Annotated in this window: 15 protein-coding genes; 4 read left to right on the forward strand and 11 right to left on the reverse strand. The window is 66.7% G+C overall.

Annotation, left to right across the window (positions count from 1 at the left end; genetic code table 11):
• Positions 1-369 precede the first annotated feature (369 nt).
• Complete coding sequence (locus AC5P6X_RS20285) at positions 370-2,142, reverse strand: EAL domain-containing protein (RefSeq protein ID WP_495215584.1); 1,773 nt, start codon at positions 2,140-2,142, stop codon at positions 370-372.
• 4 nt (positions 2,143-2,146) lie between these two features.
• Positions 2,147-4,249 carry a sensor histidine kinase gene (locus AC5P6X_RS20290; RefSeq protein ID WP_005409583.1) on the reverse strand — a complete coding sequence of 701 codons (2,103 nt, stop codon included), beginning with the start codon at positions 4,247-4,249 and terminating at the stop codon, positions 2,147-2,149.
• A gap of 131 nt (positions 4,250-4,380) precedes the next feature.
• Here AC5P6X_RS20290 and AC5P6X_RS20295 point away from each other — a divergent pair, with 131 nt between their 5' ends.
• On the forward strand, positions 4,381-7,140 hold the full coding sequence (locus AC5P6X_RS20295; RefSeq protein WP_005409584.1) for a bifunctional diguanylate cyclase/phosphodiesterase: 2,760 nt from the start codon (positions 4,381-4,383) through the stop codon (positions 7,138-7,140).
• A 4-nt stretch (positions 7,141-7,144) separates the two neighbouring features.
• A complete protein-coding gene (locus AC5P6X_RS20300; protein ID WP_329755684.1) occupies positions 7,145-7,693 on the forward strand; it encodes a hypothetical protein in 549 nt (182 codons plus the stop codon).
• 122 nt (positions 7,694-7,815) lie between these two features.
• Here AC5P6X_RS20300 and AC5P6X_RS20305 read toward each other — a convergent pair whose 3' ends face one another.
• The 7 genes from AC5P6X_RS20305 to AC5P6X_RS20335 all read right to left on the reverse strand — a co-directional run bounded on the left by AC5P6X_RS20305 (position 7,816) and on the right by AC5P6X_RS20335 (position 12,803).
• Positions 7,816-8,322, reverse strand: a complete 507-nt coding sequence (locus AC5P6X_RS20305) for a hypothetical protein (RefSeq protein WP_065183784.1) — start codon at positions 8,320-8,322, stop codon at positions 7,816-7,818.
• A 129-nt stretch (positions 8,323-8,451) separates the two neighbouring features.
• Entirely contained in the window at positions 8,452-8,667 is a 216-nt protein-coding gene (locus AC5P6X_RS20310) for a hypothetical protein (RefSeq protein ID WP_049397481.1), read from the reverse strand.
• Between the two features lie 98 nt (positions 8,668-8,765).
• Entirely contained in the window at positions 8,766-9,956 is a 1,191-nt protein-coding gene (locus tag AC5P6X_RS20315) for a methyl-accepting chemotaxis protein (protein WP_005409587.1), read from the reverse strand.
• A gap of 163 nt (positions 9,957-10,119) precedes the next feature.
• Positions 10,120-10,734 carry a high frequency lysogenization protein HflD gene (gene hflD, locus AC5P6X_RS20320; protein ID WP_005413279.1) on the reverse strand — a complete coding sequence of 205 codons (615 nt, stop codon included), beginning with the start codon at positions 10,732-10,734 and terminating at the stop codon, positions 10,120-10,122.
• Positions 10,731-11,873: a tRNA 2-thiouridine(34) synthase MnmA gene (gene mnmA, locus AC5P6X_RS20325; protein WP_005413280.1), complete on the reverse strand. Its 1,143-nt coding sequence runs from the start codon at positions 11,871-11,873 to the stop codon at positions 10,731-10,733. The genes hflD and mnmA overlap by 4 nt, the downstream gene beginning before the upstream one ends.
• Positions 11,870-12,331, reverse strand: coding sequence for an NUDIX hydrolase (locus AC5P6X_RS20330; RefSeq protein ID WP_005409590.1), 462 nt, complete (start codon positions 12,329-12,331; stop codon positions 11,870-11,872). The genes mnmA and AC5P6X_RS20330 overlap by 4 nt, the downstream gene beginning before the upstream one ends.
• A 1-nt stretch (position 12,332) precedes the next feature.
• Complete coding sequence (locus tag AC5P6X_RS20335; RefSeq protein ID WP_005409591.1) at positions 12,333-12,803, reverse strand: hypothetical protein; 471 nt, start codon at positions 12,801-12,803, stop codon at positions 12,333-12,335.
• Between the two features lie 112 nt (positions 12,804-12,915).
• Here AC5P6X_RS20335 and clpS point away from each other — a divergent pair, with 112 nt between their 5' ends.
• Complete coding sequence (clpS, locus tag AC5P6X_RS20340; protein WP_005409592.1) at positions 12,916-13,242, forward strand: ATP-dependent Clp protease adapter ClpS; 327 nt, start codon at positions 12,916-12,918, stop codon at positions 13,240-13,242.
• 79 nt (positions 13,243-13,321) lie between these two features.
• Here clpS and AC5P6X_RS20345 read toward each other — a convergent pair whose 3' ends face one another.
• Positions 13,322-14,134: an APH(6) family putative aminoglycoside O-phosphotransferase gene (locus tag AC5P6X_RS20345; RefSeq protein ID WP_329755685.1), complete on the reverse strand. Its 813-nt coding sequence runs from the start codon at positions 14,132-14,134 to the stop codon at positions 13,322-13,324.
• 138 nt (positions 14,135-14,272) lie between these two features.
• On the opposite strand from AC5P6X_RS20345, the gene clpA reads away from it, so the two are divergent.
• Positions 14,273-16,558, forward strand: a complete 2,286-nt coding sequence (gene clpA, locus AC5P6X_RS20350) for an ATP-dependent Clp protease ATP-binding subunit ClpA (RefSeq protein WP_005409594.1) — start codon at positions 14,273-14,275, stop codon at positions 16,556-16,558.
• A 78-nt stretch (positions 16,559-16,636) separates the two neighbouring features.
• Here clpA and AC5P6X_RS20355 read toward each other — a convergent pair whose 3' ends face one another.
• The gene (locus tag AC5P6X_RS20355; protein WP_032966709.1) at positions 16,637-17,020 is read right to left on the reverse strand and encodes a hypothetical protein; all 384 of its coding nucleotides are present in this window, start codon (positions 17,018-17,020) and stop codon (positions 16,637-16,639) included.
• Positions 17,021-17,130: the final 110 nt, after the last annotated feature.

Genomic DNA, 17,130 nt, shown 5'->3' on the forward strand with positions numbered 1-17,130 from the left:
GAACCAGGCATCGAGAGCAGCCGGCCAGCGGCTGGCTCTACCAGGGCTTGTCCTCCACCTGGGTTTGCGCTTCGGGTAGGCCGGCCGCTGGCCGGCAACCTCATTGAACCGGGCATCGAGAGCAGCCGGCCAGCGGCCGGCTCTACCAAGGCTTGTCCCCGACCGGGTTCGCGCTTCGGGTAGTGCCGGCCGCTGGCCGGCAACCCCATTGAACCGGGCATCGAGAGCAGCCGGCCAGCGGCCGGCTCTACCAGGGCTTGTCCCCGACCTGGGTTCGCGCTTCGGGTAGTGCCGGCCGCTGGCCGGCAACCCCATTGAACCGGGCATCGAGAGCAGCCGGCCAGCGGCCGGCTCTACCAGACGGGATCGTTACCGCAGCGGGCGATCCTCGCCGCCATCGCCGCTCTCGGCAGGCGCCGGACCGGCGTTGCTGCGACGCTGCTCCTCATAGGTGCGGAACGCCTGGTGGATGTGCTTGCGCAGCTCATCGTCGTTCCACGGTTTGGTCAGGAAGCGATAGATCGCGCCACGGTTGATCGCGTCGGTCACCGTGTTCAGATCGGTGTAACCGGACAGCACCAGGCGGATCGTATCCGGGTACAGCATCTTCACCCGGCCCAGGAACTCGGTGCCGCTCATGTCGCTCATGCGCTGGTCGGACAGGATCACCTGCACGTCGTTGATCGCCAGCAGATCGAACGCATCGCGCACGTTGCCGGCGGCCAGGATGCGGTAGCCATCGCGGCGGAACAGGCGCACCAGCGAGCGCAGCACGTTCTCCTCGTCGTCCAGCAGCAGCAGCGTGCGGTCCGGGCGGGTCTCGGCGAAGGCTTCCGGGCGCAGGTAGCGGCGGCGCAGGGTCATGCCGGCGGCATCGGCCGACATCGGTTCGCCGAACAGGTAGCCCTGGAACACGTCGCAGTCGTTGCGGCGCAGGAAGCCCAGCTGCGCCTGCGATTCCACGCCGTTGGCAATGACCGTCATGCCCAGCTGGTGGCCCATGGCGATGATCGCGCGTGCGATGGCCGCCTCGCGGTTGCCGGCTGGTGCACTCTTGATGAAACTGCGGTCGATCTTCAGCTTGTCCACCGGGTAACGCACCAGCGCACTGAGGCTGGAATCGCCGGTGCCGAAGTTGTCCAGGCTCAGGCTGATGCCTTCGTTGCGCAGGTTGGCCAGTGTCTCGTGCACGAAATTGACATTGTTGGTCAGCGCGCTTTCGTTGATCTCCAGCGTCAGCATCTGTGCCGGCACGCCCGCGGCCTGGATCAGGCCCATCACTTCAGCGAAGAAGTTCGGCCGCAGCAGCTGCAGGGTGGAGACGTTCACGGCAATGGTGAAGTCGTCGAAGCCCTGGTCGCGCCACAGGCGGGCCTGCTTGAGCGCGCCCTCCAGCACCCAGGTGCCGATCTGCACGATGATGCCCAGCCGCTCGGCGGTGCGCATGAAGCGCTCCGGTACCAGCATGCCCAGCGTGGGGGACTGCCAGCGCAGCAGCGCCTCCATGCCCACCACATGGCCGTCGCGGGCACTGACCAGCGGCTGGTAGCGAAGCTTCAGCTCACCGTTGGGGATCGCGTCGACGCTCTGGCGCGCGATGATGCTCTCGCTGTGCGCGCTCGGCGGGGTATCCACTGCATGGATGCGCACCGCGTTTCCACCTTCGCGGGCCGCCTGGTACAGCGCATCCTCGGCGTGGTCGAGCAGTCGCGAGGCGTTACTGGCGTGTTCCGGGCACAGGCTCACCCCCAGCTTGCCGGTCATGAACAGCGTGTACGGCAGCACCGACAGGGGCAACTCCATCTGTTGCCGGATCTCCTCGGCGAAGTCCTCCGGCAGCGGCACGTCGGCGTTGCGCGGGACCGCGATCAGGAACTCGTCGCTGCCATGCCGCCACAGTTTGCCGCGACCCCGCAGGTAGGACTGCAACCGCTGCGCCACCAGCACCAGCGCCTGGTCACCCACCTCGGCGCTCATGTTCTCGTTGACGGAAGCGAAGTGGTCGATGTCCACGTGCATCAGCATCAGCGCGGTGCCGCCGGAGGCCGCTTCGGCGACCATCGCCTGCAGCTCGGGGTTGCCGGCACCGAGGCGATCGGGTGCATCATCGATGCTGACCGGCGGCTGGTTGGGATTCCACATAGGCTCAGTATTCCGGTGACTCAACGGCGGCCATGCTGGCCGCCTGGTAGGGGAGGTGAACGTCGATCAGGGTGCCTTCGCCATGTGCGGACTCGATGCGCACATGGCCGCCGACACTCTGCGCGCGCTCGCGCATCACGATCAGGCCCAGGCCGCGCGGGCCGTCCGGGTCGAAACCTTCGCCGTCGTCGCGGATCTGCAGGTGCAGGCTGCGCTTGCCAATGTCGCGCAGTTGCAGGTGTACCTGGCTCGCGCGTGCGTGCCGCAGCACGTTGGTCAGGCTCTCCTGTGCGATGCGGAAGCAGGCCTGTTCGATGCTGTTGTCGGGGCGATGAGGCAGGGGCTCGATCTCGGCCAGCAGCTCCACCTGCGAAGAACGGAACAGCACCCGTGCCTGCCAGCTGAGGGCTGCTTCCAGGCCCAGCGCGTCCAGCTGCGGAGGGCGCAGCAGGGTGGAGATGTCGCGCAGCTTGGCTACCGTGGTGTCGGCCAGGCTGACGATCTGTGCCAGGTCCTCGGCGCGGCGTTGCGGATCGTGCTCGTCCTGCGCGGCATGGGCGGACAATTTGATCGCCGTGATCGCCTGGCCGATGTCGTCGTGCAGATCGCGCGAGATCGCGCGGCGCTCGTCTTCCTGCAGGGAGAACAGGCGGCCGGCCATCGCCTGCAGTTCGCGATTGCTGGTTTCCAGTGCACTGCGCGTCCGTTCGGAATCACTGAGGTCGCGCACGATCAGCAGCTTGCAGTCGCGGCCACCATAGCGAACCTCGCCCACCGCCAGGCCGGCATGGAAGCTGCGGCCGTCGGCGCGCTGCATGGCCACCACGCTGCTGTGGCCGGGGCCCAGGTGTGGCTGTCCTGCACGCAGCTGGCCGCGGACGCGGGCCAGATCACCGGCAGCGACCAGCGCCGACAGCGGCTCACCCAGCAGGGTATGGCTGCCATAGCCGAACAGGCTGGCCGCCCAGGCGTTGGTGTACAGCACGTGCTCGTCGGAGAGGATCACCACGCCATCGGGCAGCACCCGCACCAGCTCACGGAACTGTTCTTCGCGCTCGCGCAGCAGGCGTCGCGATTGCTCCCGCTCGGTCACGTCCTGCAGGGTGCCCAGTACGCGGCTGCGGCCGGACTCATCGACACCACTGGCGGCACGCAGGTGCACCATCAGGGCGCGTCCGTCCATCGACAGCAGGGGCAGCAGTACGTCTACCTGCACCGGATCACCCGAGCAGAGGTCGGCCAGCAGCTGTTCGGTCTGGGTGGCGGTGGCAGGGTCGGCGGGAACCAGCAGCTCGTCGAAGCGGTGCCAGCGGCGGGCTTCCGGCGGCCGGCGGCCAAGCAGGCGGTAGACCTGGTTGGAGTAGCGGCCCATGCCGGTGGACGGGTCCAGTTCCCAGGCGCCGATGCGCGCCAGTTCGTGGGCTTCTTCCACCCGCGCAAGCGCCTGGTCACGGCGCAGCTGGGCCAGGTCTTCGGCGGTGCGGTCGATGGCAATCAACAAGCGGGCGTTGTGGCCGTCATAGCTGATGGCGTTGGAGCGCAGTTCCATCTGCCGCAGCGAGCCGTCACGCAGCTGCAGCTGGGTGCGCAGGATGCACAGTTCCTCCGGCGCCTCGCGGATCGCCTCCAGCTTGGTCTGCAGCGCCTGGTCCTGGCCTGGCGGCCACAACGCGTCGATGGTCTGCTCCAGCAATTCGTCACGCTCCCAGCCGAAGGCGGTACAGGCAGCCGGATTCGCATCGAGGATCGCCAGCGTGTCCAGGTCGTAGACCAGGATCGGGCCGGGGTTGCCCTCGAACATCTGCCGCAGGCGCAGCTCCGAGGCCTGCTGGCGCGCATGGGTGTGCAGCACATGCTCGGCCAGCGGCCGCAGCAGCAGATACAGCAGGCCGGCACTGGCCAGTGCGAAGAACGAGCCCTTCACGCTCTGCCACATCGCCGCCTGCTGCGGATCCGGCACCAGCGCCTGCACGGCACTGTCGGAAGCGATCATCCAGGCCAATGCCATCACCAGGTAGCTCAGGACCACCCGTCGCCGGTCGCGGCTCAGCGCCTGCGCCATCCGCGGATCGGGTACAAGGGCGGTGCCGGTCGGTTCTGCAGGCATGGACGGGCTGGTTGAAAGGGGCGCCGGCCATCTTACCGCGCAGGTGCGCCCAGACCACTCAATTATCCGCCGCAGGCGCCGTTAACCACTGCGTGCCCCGCTGACGGGCGTGTCATCCGGAGCAAGATCGCGTGGACCAAGGGATCATCGCCAGCCTGCTGCAGCACCCGCTTGCGTCGGCGCTGGTCATCGTCGACCGCACGGGTCGCCCGCTGGCGGCCAATCCGGCTGCGCGCGAGCATGGCCTGCCGGCCACCGTGGCTGCGTATGCGCCGATGCTGGAAGATCTGCGCCTGATGGCTGCCGATGGCGGCATCGTGGCCTGCACGCTGCCGGGTGGCCCGCACGGGCACTACGATGGCCACCTGCGCGCCGTGCACGATGGCGCCGGCAACCTGCTGGCCTTCACGTTGAGCATTCCCGAACCGGTGCCGCTCGGCGGCGGTGGGCGCTGGGAGCTGGCGCTGGACAGTGCTGGCCACAGCCTGTGGGACTGGGACATTCCCAGTGACCGTGTGGTGCGCACCCCGGCAGTGGGCGATGAAACCGCCACCGAGATGCTGGCCCGCGTGCACGGCGAGGACATCGCCCAGGTGCGGGCCGCACTGGAAGAGCATCTGCGTGGCTTGAGCGAGCAGTACAGCGCGCAGTTCCGTTTCCGCCAGGCCGATGGCCAGTGGCGTTGGGTACTCGACCGGGGCCGCGTGGTCGCGCGCACCGCCGATGGCCAGCCGCTGCGCATGGTCGGTACCCATACCGATATCGAACAGCAGAAGCAGCTGGAAGGGCTGCTGCAGGAACAGCAGCTTCACCTGAGCGAGGCCCAGCGCATCGCCAGCATGGGCAGCTGGTCGTTCGACCCCAACAGTGGTCATTTCTGGTGGTCGCCGGAGTTGCGTTCGATGCTTGCGCTGGAGCAGGGCGCCGTGCCCGGCCAGCGGCGCTGGCTGAAGCAGCTGCACCCACGTTCCCGTGGCGCATTGCGTGCGGCGTGGCGGCGGTTGTGGCGCGATGGCCGTGCCGCCAATCTCGAACTGGAACTGACCCGGGGCAACGAGCCGTCGCAGCACCTGCGGCTGTGGATGCAGCCGTTGCTGGACATGGACGGACAGCCCAAGCGACTGCTCGGACAGGTGCAGAACATCACCGAGCAGCACCAGACCGACGCGTTGATCCGCTGGCGCACCGAGTTGCTCAACCGCGTCTCCGCGCTGGGCCGCATCGGCGGCTGCGAGATCGAGGTGAAGACCCGGCACATGCAGTGGACCGAGGAGTGCTATCGCATTCACGGCCTGCGCAAGGAACCGATCACCCTCGACCAGGCGCTGGCGTTGTACACCGAGGACTCACGCAATGCCTTCGAAGCGGCGTTGGCGCGCATCGCCAACGGCGGGCTGCCCGAGCAGCTGGACCTGTGCTTCTACCGCCAGTCCGGCCTGCGCGTCTGGGTGCAGGTGCTGATCGAGCTGGACCGCCGTGACGGCCTGCCACCGCGCTTCGTGGTGCTGTTCCGTGACATCACCCGCGAACGCGAGGCCAACGAGCGCATCGAACTGCTGGCCCACTACGATCTGCTGACCGGCCTGCCCAATCGCGTGCTGCTCGGCGAGCAGACGGCAGAGGCCATCGAAGAAGCACGTGACCGTGGCACATCGCTGGCGATGCTGTTCATCGACCTGGATGGCTTCAAGACCATCAACGACAGCTTCGGCCACGCCACCGGTGATGCACTGCTGAAGGCCGCGGCGACGCGCCTGCACCAGAACCTGCGCAACAACGATCTGTTCGGCCGCTTCAGTGGTGATGAATTCATCGTGGTACTGCGCGACCTGGCCGAGCCGGAAGACGCCGGCCACGTCGCGCGCAAGCTGATCGCTTCGCTGGCCGAGCCACTGCGGCGTGGCGAGACCACGTTGAAGGTCGGCGCCAGCGTCGGCATCGCGATGCTGGGCGATGCACAGACCGATTTCGATTCATTGCTGCGTGCCGCCGATGCCGCGATGTACGCGGCTAAGGAAGCGGGGCGCAACACCTACCAGTACTACAGCCAGGACGCATTGGCCCGCATCCAGCGCAAGCTGGAGCTGGAGCATGCCCTGCACGGCGCCATCGAGCGCGAAGAGTTCAGCCTGGCCTACCAGCCGCTGCTGCACGCCCACCACGGCGAGCCGCCGGCGATCGAGGCACTGTTGCGCTGGCACCGCCCCGGGATCGGCTACTGCAGCCCGGCCGAGTTCATCCCCATTGCCGAAAAATGCGGCGAGATCGTGCGGATCGGCGACTGGGTGCTGAATGAGGCCTGCCGCCAGGCAACCGCCTGGGACCGTGCCGGACTGCGTTTCGACCGCATTGCGGTGAATGTTTCTGCGGTACAGCTGCGAGACCGCGGCTTTGCCGAGCGCGTGATCGAAATCTGCCACGCCCATGGCTGGCCACCGCAGCGGCTGGAGCTGGAACTGACTGAGTCGGCGTTGATCCGTGACACCGACATCCTGCGCCATTGCTTCGACGTGCTGGAACGGCACGGCGTGCCGCTGGCGGTGGATGACTTCGGCACCGGCTTCTCCAATCTCAACTACCTCAACCGCTTCCCGGTGGGGCGCCTGAAGATCGACCGCAGTTTCGTGCAGGGCATGCTGCACGATTCGGGTACGGCTGAAGTGACCCAGGCCATCGTGCACCTGGGCCACGCGTTGGGCATGAAGGTGGTGGCCGAGGGCGTGGAAACGCACCAGGAAGAGGACATGCTGCGCCGCCAGGGCTGCGACGAGATCCAGGGCTACCTGTACTCGCGCCCGCTCAGCCCGCGCGACCTGGCGCAGTGGCTGCGCCAGCCACAGCCGGTTTCGCTGCGCACCGATGCCAGTGGGGAAGTGATGCTGGTGCGCTGAGTAGATGATTCCTCAGTTGCGCATTATTTCATCAGCAGGATCGGGCGAGGATTGCGACGCGAAGAGTTTGCCTGTTCGCTTCCGGGAATGGATCGACGATCCTTGCCGAACTAGCGACATGCGCATGGTCGAGATGTTCGTTGTCGTCGCGCTCTGCACTTGGGGTGGGCTCAGTGAGCTTCAGGCACGGCTGCCGGAGGCGCGTTTCATCACGGCCGACGGTAGTTTCGCCAGCGCAATTGCGTCGTTGGTGATCAATTTCTACCTGGTTTTCTACCTCTTCTGCAGAAGAAACGTACATGGCGACCATTCGAAATGTGTGTTTGGAAGTCTCCTGATACTCAGTGCAAGCGTGAACTATCTGAGCTTCGAGCTGCTATCTGATCGGCTGCAGGACATTTCCAGGTGGTTACCTCCTACCGCTTGGCAACTGAACTTCGCGCTGCTCATATCGACCGTCAGGAATGTCATCGCTTTCGGTTTCGGCGCGATTGGCGCGGGGATTGTCTCGGGTGTTCTCAGTCGGCACGGAAAGGGTGTCTCGGATGCCTAAGCAGGCGCCGCATGGCGACCATCCATGCATGGCGTGGATCTACCACAACCCGCTTTGGTGGGTGCCGACCGTTGGTCGGCACGGATGCCTGTGCCTCTCGATCATCCACGCATGGCGTGGATCTACCTCGGAAATTCCGCCTTCAACTGCATACGCAGCGTCTCAACAATGGCCGCATAGCGCCGCTTCTGGACCAGATAGCTGGCCAGGAACAGCGGAAGCACCAGCAGCATCGGTGCCACCATCGGGCGCATCGCCACCAGTGGCAACAGCAACAGCGACAGGATCGCCACGAACCAGCTGCACAGGCCAATCACCCGCACTTCGTGCCGTCGCGCGTTGAGTACGATGCGACCGCGCATCACCGGGAAGTAGCGCAGGCCGAAGCTCGGCGCGAAGCTCTCGCGGAACGCCATGCTGCCATCGGGCAGCGCATGGAAGGCCAGTTGCAGCCATCTGTCCTGCGGCAGGTCACGTTCCAGGCTGCCCAGCGAGAGCCGGGCCTGCATGGCCGGTGACGCCGCGATGCGTTCGTTGAACAGGGTGATGCCCCAGCTGAAATAGCTGGCCACCCACGCCATCAGAAGGACGGTCTCGATCAGCAGGAGTGCGATCAGGGCGATGGCCATCGGTCTTCCATGAACGGGATCGGTGGATCATGCCACTGCCCGGACAGTAGATCCACGCCATGCGTGGATGTTGCGGCGAGGGCCAGGCGTCACACCGGCGGATGAAAGCCATCCACCCATGGCGTGGATCTACTTCAGCGCTTCCCCGTCCAACCCCAGGTCCCAGGCCAGTCCCAGCAGCGCCTCGTCCGCCCGCGGCGGGGCGGGGCGCGCGTCCGCCAGCTGCTGCAGTTCGCGGATCTCCTCGCGTGCCACATCCTCCAGCTGCTGCAGCTGCTCACGCACGCTCGCGTTGCGCGGGCGCTCGGTATCGGTGAGGGAGGGCAGGGCGCGGATCAGGGTCATGGTGCGGGTACAGGATGCATCCAACGGCGGGTCACAGGCAAAGGCCCCGGACGAACCGGGGCCTTGCGGGCTGCCGGCGAGGGCAGCGGACATCAGGATCAGAACAGCTCGACGGTGCCGGCGCCCATGCTCTGCTGGGCAACCGGCTTGTGCGGCGGGCGTTCCCACTCGCTGCGCAGTTCGCGCAGGCGGCTGCCGGTGCGCTGCAGGGCGGTGGCGATCTCTTCGTCGAATACGCCGCCATTGCGGTGCAGCAGTTCCTGCAGGGCCACCGCTTCGCGGTTGATCGCGGTCAGGCGGTCCAGGTGGGTGTGCACGCCGCCCAGCGCCTGGGTGGCGATGTCTTCGAACTGCAGGGCGCGCACGGCTTCGGCCACGCTGCCATCGATCGAACGGGCGCACTCGGACACTTCGCGCATGCCGTCACCCAGCGAGGCGTTGATCTGCGCGACGTTGTCGAGCATCGCCGCCGCTTCCTGGCGCGCTTCGCGGGAGCGGTCCATGTCACGCGAGGCCATGTGCGAGACCGTCTCGCGCACCTTGGCGATGGCGTCCTTGGAGCTGTGTGCCAGCTTGCGGATCTGCTCGTTGAAGGTGGTCGAGCGCTCGGACAGGTTGCGCACTTCGTCGGCGACCACCGCGAAGCCACGACCGGCTTCACCGGCACGTGCCGCTTCAATGGCAGCGTTCAGGGCCAGCAGGTTGGTCTGGTCGGCGATCGACTTGACGTCTTCCAGCAGCGCGAAGATGCCATCCAGGTGCTGCGCCATCTGGTCGATGTGCTGCACGGTGGTGCTGCTCTGGCCGCTCACCTGTTCCAGCGCTTCGACCAGCTGTTCCATACGGTGGCTGGCGTGCTGGGCGAAACGGGCAACGTCGAGGCCGGCATTGCCTTCGTCACCGGCGCGGTCGACGATGCGCGACAGGGCCTGGCTCTGCTGGCGCGACTTGCGGTTCATCGCATCGAAGCTGCCACCGAGGCTGGAGACGGCCTGGCGGATCAGGTCACGGGCGCGTTCCACTTCGCCGCGCGAACCCTCGATCTCGTTGCCGACGAAATTGCGCAGTTCGGTCAGCAGCTGGTCCTGCTCACGCAGGACACGGGCGTGTTCCGGGGAACGGTGTGCCTGGGCGCGGGTGGTCCACCACGCAAAGCCGAGCCAGCTCAGCGTCATCGTGGTCAGGATCGCCCAGCGCAGGGCGGCCGGCCATTCGAAACCGATGGCGAAGGGGAGCAGCAGGGTCAGAGCCAGGGGGGCGGCCAGACGGATGAAAATGCGTGAGTACATGGACGTTCTCGGGAGGTGCACGGAGGATGTATCGGCCGTACCCCCTTTCTCTTTAACGTCGATGTGCCTCGAAGTGCATTCTGAATGCGCCGGTTTTCCGGCGCCTTGGCGGCTTCGGGGTAAGAGCCCTTTCCGTGCCGGAAAGGGATCCGACCCCACACCCTCAGGCCAGCTGCCGGTCCACGGCCTCGATCATCGCCTTGCGGCTGAACAGGAAGTCCCAGTAGCTGCCGCCCAGCTGCCGCCACAGCACCGCAGCGCGCACCGCGGCCAGCAGCAGGGCGCGGATCTCGGCCACCACGCCGGCCTGGCCCAGGTAGTGCGGGTTGCCCTGCACCATGACCCGCGGCTTGAGGTGGCTGATGGTGTCGGCGTAAAGGCCTCCCAGGTTGGCCAGCACGTCCGGGTGGCCGCTGTCGCCCAGTTCGGTGGCCTGGCGCTGGGCGCGCTCGATGCCCGAGGCGACCTTGTTCACGGTGGCGCCATCCTGAACGAAGCGACGCTCCAGCTGCAGCACCGACAGGGCCAGCTTGGGCAGGATCGGGTCCTGGCCCTGGCTGCGGAAGTAGTTGTGCAGCAGGCGCAGGCCGGACTTCAGTGCATGGCGGTCACCGAACACCTCCTGCGGCGAGGACGCATCGACACGGAACACGCTGTCCACGGCGGTGCGCACGGCGGCGGCGTCGGAATGGCCGGTATCGGCGATACGGCGTACCTGCTGCAGGGCCTGGGCAATGCCGGCCAGGGCCAGGACGCGGTCGTCGACAGTGAAACTCATGCAGCGATTACCTCAAAAGGGGAAGGGGTGGTGCGCAGGCGCTGTTCCAGCGGCGCATCGGTGGCGGCGATCACCGCGCCACCCAGGCACACGTCACCGTCATACAGCACCAGTGATTGACCGGGGGTAACGGCGCGCTGTGGGCGCGCGAAGGTGACCAGCACGCTGCCATCGTCCAGCACCTGGACCGTACACGGCTCGTCGGGCTGGCGGTAGCGGGTCTGGGCGGTGCATTCGAAGCGCCGTGCCGGCGGCGAACCGGCGATCCAGTGCGCGGTTTCCGAACGCAGGCGCTCGGACAGCATCCACTTGCTGTCGCGGTCCTGGTCCACGTACAGCACGTTGCTGGCCACATCCTTGCCGACCACGTACCACGGCGCGGCCGGGCGTCCACGCACGCCGCCGATGTTCAGGCCCTCGCGTTGGCCCAGGGTGAAATAGAACACGCCCGGATGTTCGGCGATCACGCTGCCGTCGGCCGGGTCGAGGATCTGGCCGGGCCTGGCCGGCAGGTAGCGGCCAAGGAACTCGCGGAAGTCACGCTCGCCGATGAAGCAGATGCCGGTGGAGTCTTTCTTGGCGTGGGTCGGCAGGCTGACGTCACGCGCGATCCGGCGCAGGTCGGTCTTTTCCAGGTCGCCGATCGGGAACAGGGTGGCCGCCAGCTGCTCCTGGCCCAGCTGGTGCAGGAAGTAGCTCTGGTCCTTGGAACGGTCGGCGCCGCGCAGCAGCAGCCACTGGTGGCCGCGCTGGGTCACCCGTGCATAGTGCCCGGTGGCGATGCGTTCGGCGCCCAGCTCGCGGGCGGCATCCAGGAAGTGCTTGAACTTCACTTCGCGGTTGCACAGCACGTCCGGATTCGGGGTGCGCCCGGCGGCGTACTCGGCCAGGAAGTGCTCGAACACGCCCTGCCAGTACTCGCTGGAGAAATCGCGGAAGTGGAACGGGATGCCGAGCAGGCCGCAGACGGCCACCGCATCGCGGCGGTCGTCCTCGGCGCGGCAGTCACCGCTGCCGTCGTCGGCCCAGTTCTGCATGAACAGGCCGGCCACGGCTTCGCCCTGCTGTACCAGGCGCCAGGCGGCGACCGAAGAGTCGACACCTCCGGAGACGCCCACCATCACGCGCGGAGTGCTCATGCGACCTCCCGGACCAGCGAAAGCGGATGGCGCTGGCCACCCAGGTAATCAGCCACCACCTGCCAGACCAGCGGGCTGCGCTGGCGCTCGCCGGCGGCCTGCAGTTCGGCCGGGGTCAGCCACAGCGCGCGGTCGATGCCGGTGTCCAGTGGCTGCGCCGGGTCGTGCGAGACCGGGCGCGCCGCGTAGCAGAAGCGCAGGAAGGCAGTGCCGTCGCCGGCAGTCCACTGGTAGCAGCCGATGAAATGGGTCAGCTGCACCGTCCAGCCGGTTTCCTCGCGGGTCTCGCGCAGGGCCGCCTCGGCCAGGCTTTCGCCCGGCTCGAGGTGGCCGGCCGGCTGGTTCAGCACCTGCCGGCCATCGATGGTCTCTTCAACCAGCAACACGCGGCCGCCGTCGACCACCACCGTGGCAACGGTGGCGTGCGGTGCCCAGCGCGGGTCCGGCGTGGCGTTCAACTCAGAACTCGTCCTTCTTGGTCAGTTCCAGCTCCATGGCGTCGGCGGTGCGGATGGCCGCATCGATGGCGTCGCTGAGCTGGTCGGCAGTGGCATCGGCGTCGATCTTGACCACGAACATGGCGGTGGTGTCCTGCTTTACCCAGCCGCCCATCTTGGCATCCTGCGAATCTTCCAGCAGGCGGTTGGCCACGGCCACCGGGAACTGCTTGGTCTTCGCGTTGTAGGCCGGCGACCAGATCTCGCGGATGTTGTGGGTACCGAAATCTTCCACCGACGAACGCACGTAGACCATCTGGGTGCGGTCACCCTCGACGTCGAAGACCATGCGGTAGTCGCCGTCCTCATCGACTTCGTAGGTGTAGCCCAGCTTGTCCAGATGGCGGGCCACGGCCTTGTCGGCGTCTGCGGCGGCAGCGGAGCCGGTGGCAGCCAGAGCGATCAGGAGGGCGGGGAGAAGGGTCCTTTTCATGAAGATCCTGTGAAACAGTGTTGAGAGAGGGTGCAATTGTGACGGTGGGCGTGCGTGCCGTCCAATCCGCGGCAGGCCGACGCAGGCGCGCCCGAGCCTCTATAATGGCCCGATGCCCCATGAGTCTTCCCCCGATTCCCAGCACGAGCACGGCGTCGCCGTAGAGGCCGCGCGCCCGGAAGTGGCGCCGCCGCCGTTCTACCAGGTGATGCTGCTCAATGACGACTACACCCCGATGGATTTCGTGGTGGATGTGCTGCAGCAGTTCTTCAGCATGGACCTGGACAAGGCCACGCAGGTGATGCTGCACGTCCATACCCGCGGCCGCGGCGTGTGCGGGGTGTTCACCCGCGAAGTGGCCGAGACCAAGGTCGCCCAGGTCAACGAGTACTCGCGGATGAACCAGCACCCGCTGCTGTGCACGATGGAAAAGGCCTGACCGGCTGCCGGTTCTCGTCCGGGCACATCGATCCCGGATGGGTGTGCCCACCAAGGTGGGCACCTACCAAGCGCGGGTCTCACCTCTCCGCCAGCGCCTCCAGCGCCATCCGCGCCACCGCCTCGTCGATGTCGGCGGGGTCGCCATCGTCCCGGAACCACACGGCCGACAGTGCCGCGCTGGCGGCAATCCAGCGCAGCAGGCGCGCCCGTTCCAGCCCAGCCAGCGCGCTGACCTGTTCCAGCCGGGCGGCAAACCGCTCCGGCCGCGTGGCCACGTGGATGCCCGGGCCGCAGAGGTCCGGGTTGCTGAACAGTGTCGTGTAATCGAAGGCGCGATCGCCCAGCAGCCGCTTCGGGTCGATCGCCAGCCAGCCGCGCGCGCCGAAGTCCAGCACATTGTCGTGATGCAGGTCGCCGTGCAGCGGCCGGATTTCCTGTTCCTCTTCCAGCAGGGCCACCGCCAGTGATCTGCACTGTTCCAGCAGTGGCGGCAGCGCGGCCCTTGGCTGCAGCAGGTCGGCGAACCATCTACGGAGGCAGACCAGTTCCGCTGGCGGCGCGCCCCGTGGCCGGTGCAACCGCTGCAGGACCTGGCACAGGATCGCGGTGCAGGCGTCATCGTCGCCCTCGATCGAGCGTTGCCGCAGCGAGTCACCGCGGGCACGCTCGATCAGGATCGCAGGCCCCTCGTGGGCCAGCAGGCGGGCGGCGCCATCGCCGTTCCACCAGCGTAGCAGGCGATGGCTGTTCTGCTCCTCGGTCTCGCTGCTGATCTTCAGCATCGCTGGCTCGTCCGCAGCGGTCAGCACCGGCCAGAGCCGGGCGTGGGGCGTACGGATGGCCGGGCCATCACGCCGCAATCGCCAGCGGCTCAGGTAGGGTTCGCTCATGCTGGGTGGGCTGTCCTGGAGTGAATGAAGATCAAGCGATCTGTACTGCTAACGCCATCTGAACGCAGCAATCCGCTAGGGTGATGGAAATCGCGTAGTCAGGCCGCATATTGTCCCCATCTGCCGCCGGAGTAATCCATGTTCAGCAAAGACCTCGAACACACCATCGGCCAGTGCTACAAGCGCGCCCGTGAGGCCCGGCATGAGTTCATGACGGTCGAACACCTGCTGCTGGCACTGCTCGACAACCCGTCAGCCCAGGCCGTACTGAAGGCCTGTGGTGCCGATGCCGACCGCCTGCGCCAGGAGCTGGAGCAGGCCATCGAGGCCTCCGTGTCCCGCCTGGCGGAAGACGATGGCCGCGACACCCAGCCGACCCTGGGCTTCCAGCGTGTGCTGCAGCGGGCCGTGTACCACGTGCAGTCCTCGGGCAAGAAGGAGGTCACCGGCGCCAATGTGCTGGTCGCCATCTTCGGCGAAAAGGACTCCCACGCCGTCTATTACCTCAACCAGCAGGATGTGACCCGGCTGGATGTGGTCAATTATCTGTCCCATGGCATCGCCAAGCTGGGCGATGAAGGCGAGCAGTCGTCTTCGTCCCCGGAGGGCGAGAGCCGCATGGAAGGCGGGGAGGGCGAGCCCAAGGGGGATGCCCTGACCGAATTCGCCAGCAACCTCAACGACCAGGCCCGGGCAGGTCGCATCGACCCGCTGGTCGGCCGTGCCGACGAGATCGAGCGCACCATCCAGGTCCTGTGCCGCCGCCGCAAGAACAACCCGCTGTACGTCGGTGAGGCGGGCGTAGGCAAGACGGCCATCGCCGAGGGCCTGGCCCGCCGCATCATCGAAGGCTCGGTGCCCGACGTGCTGGCCGACGCGGTGATCTACTCGCTCGACCTGGGCGCACTGGTGGCTGGTACCAAGTATCGTGGCGACTTCGAGAAGCGCCTGAAGAGCGTGCTGACGGCACTGAAGAAGGTGCCCAACGCGGTGCTGTTCATCGACGAGATCCACACCATCATCGGTGCCGGTTCGGCGTCGGGCGGCACCATGGATGCGTCCAACCTGATCAAGCCGGCGCTGGCGTCGGGCGAGCTACGCTGCATCGGCTCGACTACATTCCAGGAATACCGCGGCATCTTCGAGAAGGACCGCGCGCTGGCGCGCCGCTTCCAGAAGATCGACATCGTCGAGCCGACGGTGGGCGAGACCTACGAGATCCTGCAGGGCCTGAAGTCCAAGTACGAGCTGCATCACGGTGTGACCTATTCCGACGAAGCCCTGCAGGCCGCAGTGGACCTGTCGGTGAAGCACATCGGCGACCGCCTGCTGCCGGACAAGGCCATCGACGTGATCGACGAGGCCGGTGCCCGCCAGCGCCTGCTGCCCGAGGAGCAGCGCAAGGAGCTGATCGACGTCGAGGAGGTCGAGGCGATCGTGGCCAAGATGGCGCGGATCCCGGCCAAGCAGGTCAGTGCCACCGACAAGGATGTGCTGCAGCACCTGGAGCGCAATCTGAAGATGGTGATCTTCGGCCAGGACCCGGCCATCGAGACGCTGTCCTCGGCGATCAAGCTGGCCCGTTCGGGCCTGGGCAACCCGGAAAAGCCGATCGGCAACTTCCTGTTCGCCGGCCCGACCGGTGTCGGCAAGACCGAAGTGACCAAGCAGCTGGCGTTGCAGCTGGGCATCGAGCTGGTCCGCTTCGACATGTCCGAGTACATGGAGCCGCATTCGATCAGCCGCCTGATCGGCGCGCCTCCGGGCTACGTCGGTTTCGACCAGGGCGGCCTGCTGACCGAGAAGATCGTCAAGACGCCGCATTGCGTGCTGCTGCTGGATGAGATCGAGAAGGCGCATCCGGACATCTTCAACATCCTGTTGCAGGTGATGGACCGCGGTGTGCTGACCGATACCAACGGTCGCGAAGCGAACTTCAAGAACGTGGTGCTGGTGATGACCACCAATGCCGGCGCCGCGCAGGCCTCGCGGCGGTCGATCGGCTTCACCAAGCAGGACCATGCCACCGACGCGATGGAGACCATCCGCCGCAGCTTCACCCCGGAATTCCGCAACCGTCTTGACGCGGTGGTGCAGTTCCAGGCGCTGGGCTTCGAGCACATCCTGCGCGTGGTCGACAAGTTCCTGATCGAGCTGGAGATGCTGCTGCAGGACAAGCACGTCAGCCTGTCGGCCACCCCGACCGCGCGCGACTGGCTGGCCCATCATGGTTTCGACCCGCTGATGGGTGCCCGTCCGATGGCCCGCGTGATCCAGGACAAGATCAAGCGTCCGCTGGCCGACGAACTGCTGTTCGGCAAGCTGGTCAACGGCGGCAAGGTCAGCATCGACGTGCGCGACGACGAGCTGGTGGTCGAGACCCAGGCCGAGCCGGAGCGGCTGCTGCCGGTCACGGTGGAATGAGCTGACGCCGCAGGCCTGGCGTGAAAGACTGGAAATGACAAGGGCGGCTTCGGCCGCCCTTGTCGCATGCACTGCAACTCAACGCCCCTGCTGCGCCAGCCGCCTGAAGGTCGCCGCATCGATCGGTTCGATCCGGGTCACGGTGCAGTGGTTGCTGTCGGTTTTCAGTGTGCTGCGGGCATCGCCGCAGATCCGTTCAGGGGTACTGGGCGTGAAGAAGACATAGCTGGCCGAGGCGGCAGCGCCCAGGCAGCGCTTCTGCAGGTGCACCCGATAGTGGTTGTCACCGTCGCGCAGCAGCACCTCGCGTTCCGTGCTGGAGGGGCGGATATCACGATTGGCGCCGAGGGCAATGCACTCGGACGCGTTGGAGGGCTTGCTGGGTTCAGCGGCGAATGCCGCCAGGGGGAGGCTGACCAGCAGAACTGCCGGCAGCAGGACGTGCGGGAGCAGGGCGTTCATGATCGGGAGGGGGTGGCGATCCGGACTGGATCGGATCCCACGATGCCGCGGCGGCTGCAGGCGCGAATCTGCCGCAAGCGGGGCTGACCGACGCCACGGTGAGCTCGGTC

Source organism: Stenotrophomonas sp. YJH_SMC_40, assembly GCF_059368615.1.

Excerpts from the sequence above, each read along its gene's own strand:
- hflD (WP_005413279.1), bottom strand. The coding sequence starts at position 10,734 with ATGAGTTTCACTGTCGACGACCGCGTCCTGGCCCTGGCCGGCATTGCC.
- AC5P6X_RS20300 (WP_329755684.1), top strand. The coding sequence starts at position 7,145 with ATGATTCCTCAGTTGCGCATTATTTCATCAGCAGGATCGGGCGAGGAT.
- clpA (WP_005409594.1), top strand. The coding sequence starts at position 14,273 with ATGTTCAGCAAAGACCTCGAACACACCATCGGCCAGTGCTACAAGCGC.
- AC5P6X_RS20305 (WP_065183784.1), bottom strand. The coding sequence starts at position 8,322 with ATGGCCATCGCCCTGATCGCACTCCTGCTGATCGAGACCGTCCTTCTG.
- AC5P6X_RS20335 (WP_005409591.1), bottom strand. The coding sequence starts at position 12,803 with ATGAAAAGGACCCTTCTCCCCGCCCTCCTGATCGCTCTGGCTGCCACC.
- AC5P6X_RS20345 (WP_329755685.1), bottom strand. The coding sequence starts at position 14,134 with ATGAGCGAACCCTACCTGAGCCGCTGGCGATTGCGGCGTGATGGCCCG.
- AC5P6X_RS20315 (WP_005409587.1), bottom strand. The coding sequence starts at position 9,956 with ATGTACTCACGCATTTTCATCCGTCTGGCCGCCCCCCTGGCTCTGACC.
- AC5P6X_RS20285 (WP_495215584.1), bottom strand. The coding sequence starts at position 2,142 with ATGTGGAATCCCAACCAGCCGCCGGTCAGCATCGATGATGCACCCGAT.
- clpS (WP_005409592.1), top strand. The coding sequence starts at position 12,916 with ATGCCCCATGAGTCTTCCCCCGATTCCCAGCACGAGCACGGCGTCGCC.
- AC5P6X_RS20355 (WP_032966709.1), bottom strand. The coding sequence starts at position 17,020 with ATGAACGCCCTGCTCCCGCACGTCCTGCTGCCGGCAGTTCTGCTGGTC.
- mnmA (WP_005413280.1), bottom strand. The coding sequence starts at position 11,873 with ATGAGCACTCCGCGCGTGATGGTGGGCGTCTCCGGAGGTGTCGACTCT.
- AC5P6X_RS20310 (WP_049397481.1), bottom strand. The coding sequence starts at position 8,667 with ATGACCCTGATCCGCGCCCTGCCCTCCCTCACCGATACCGAGCGCCCG.
- AC5P6X_RS20290 (WP_005409583.1), bottom strand. The coding sequence starts at position 4,249 with ATGCCTGCAGAACCGACCGGCACCGCCCTTGTACCCGATCCGCGGATG.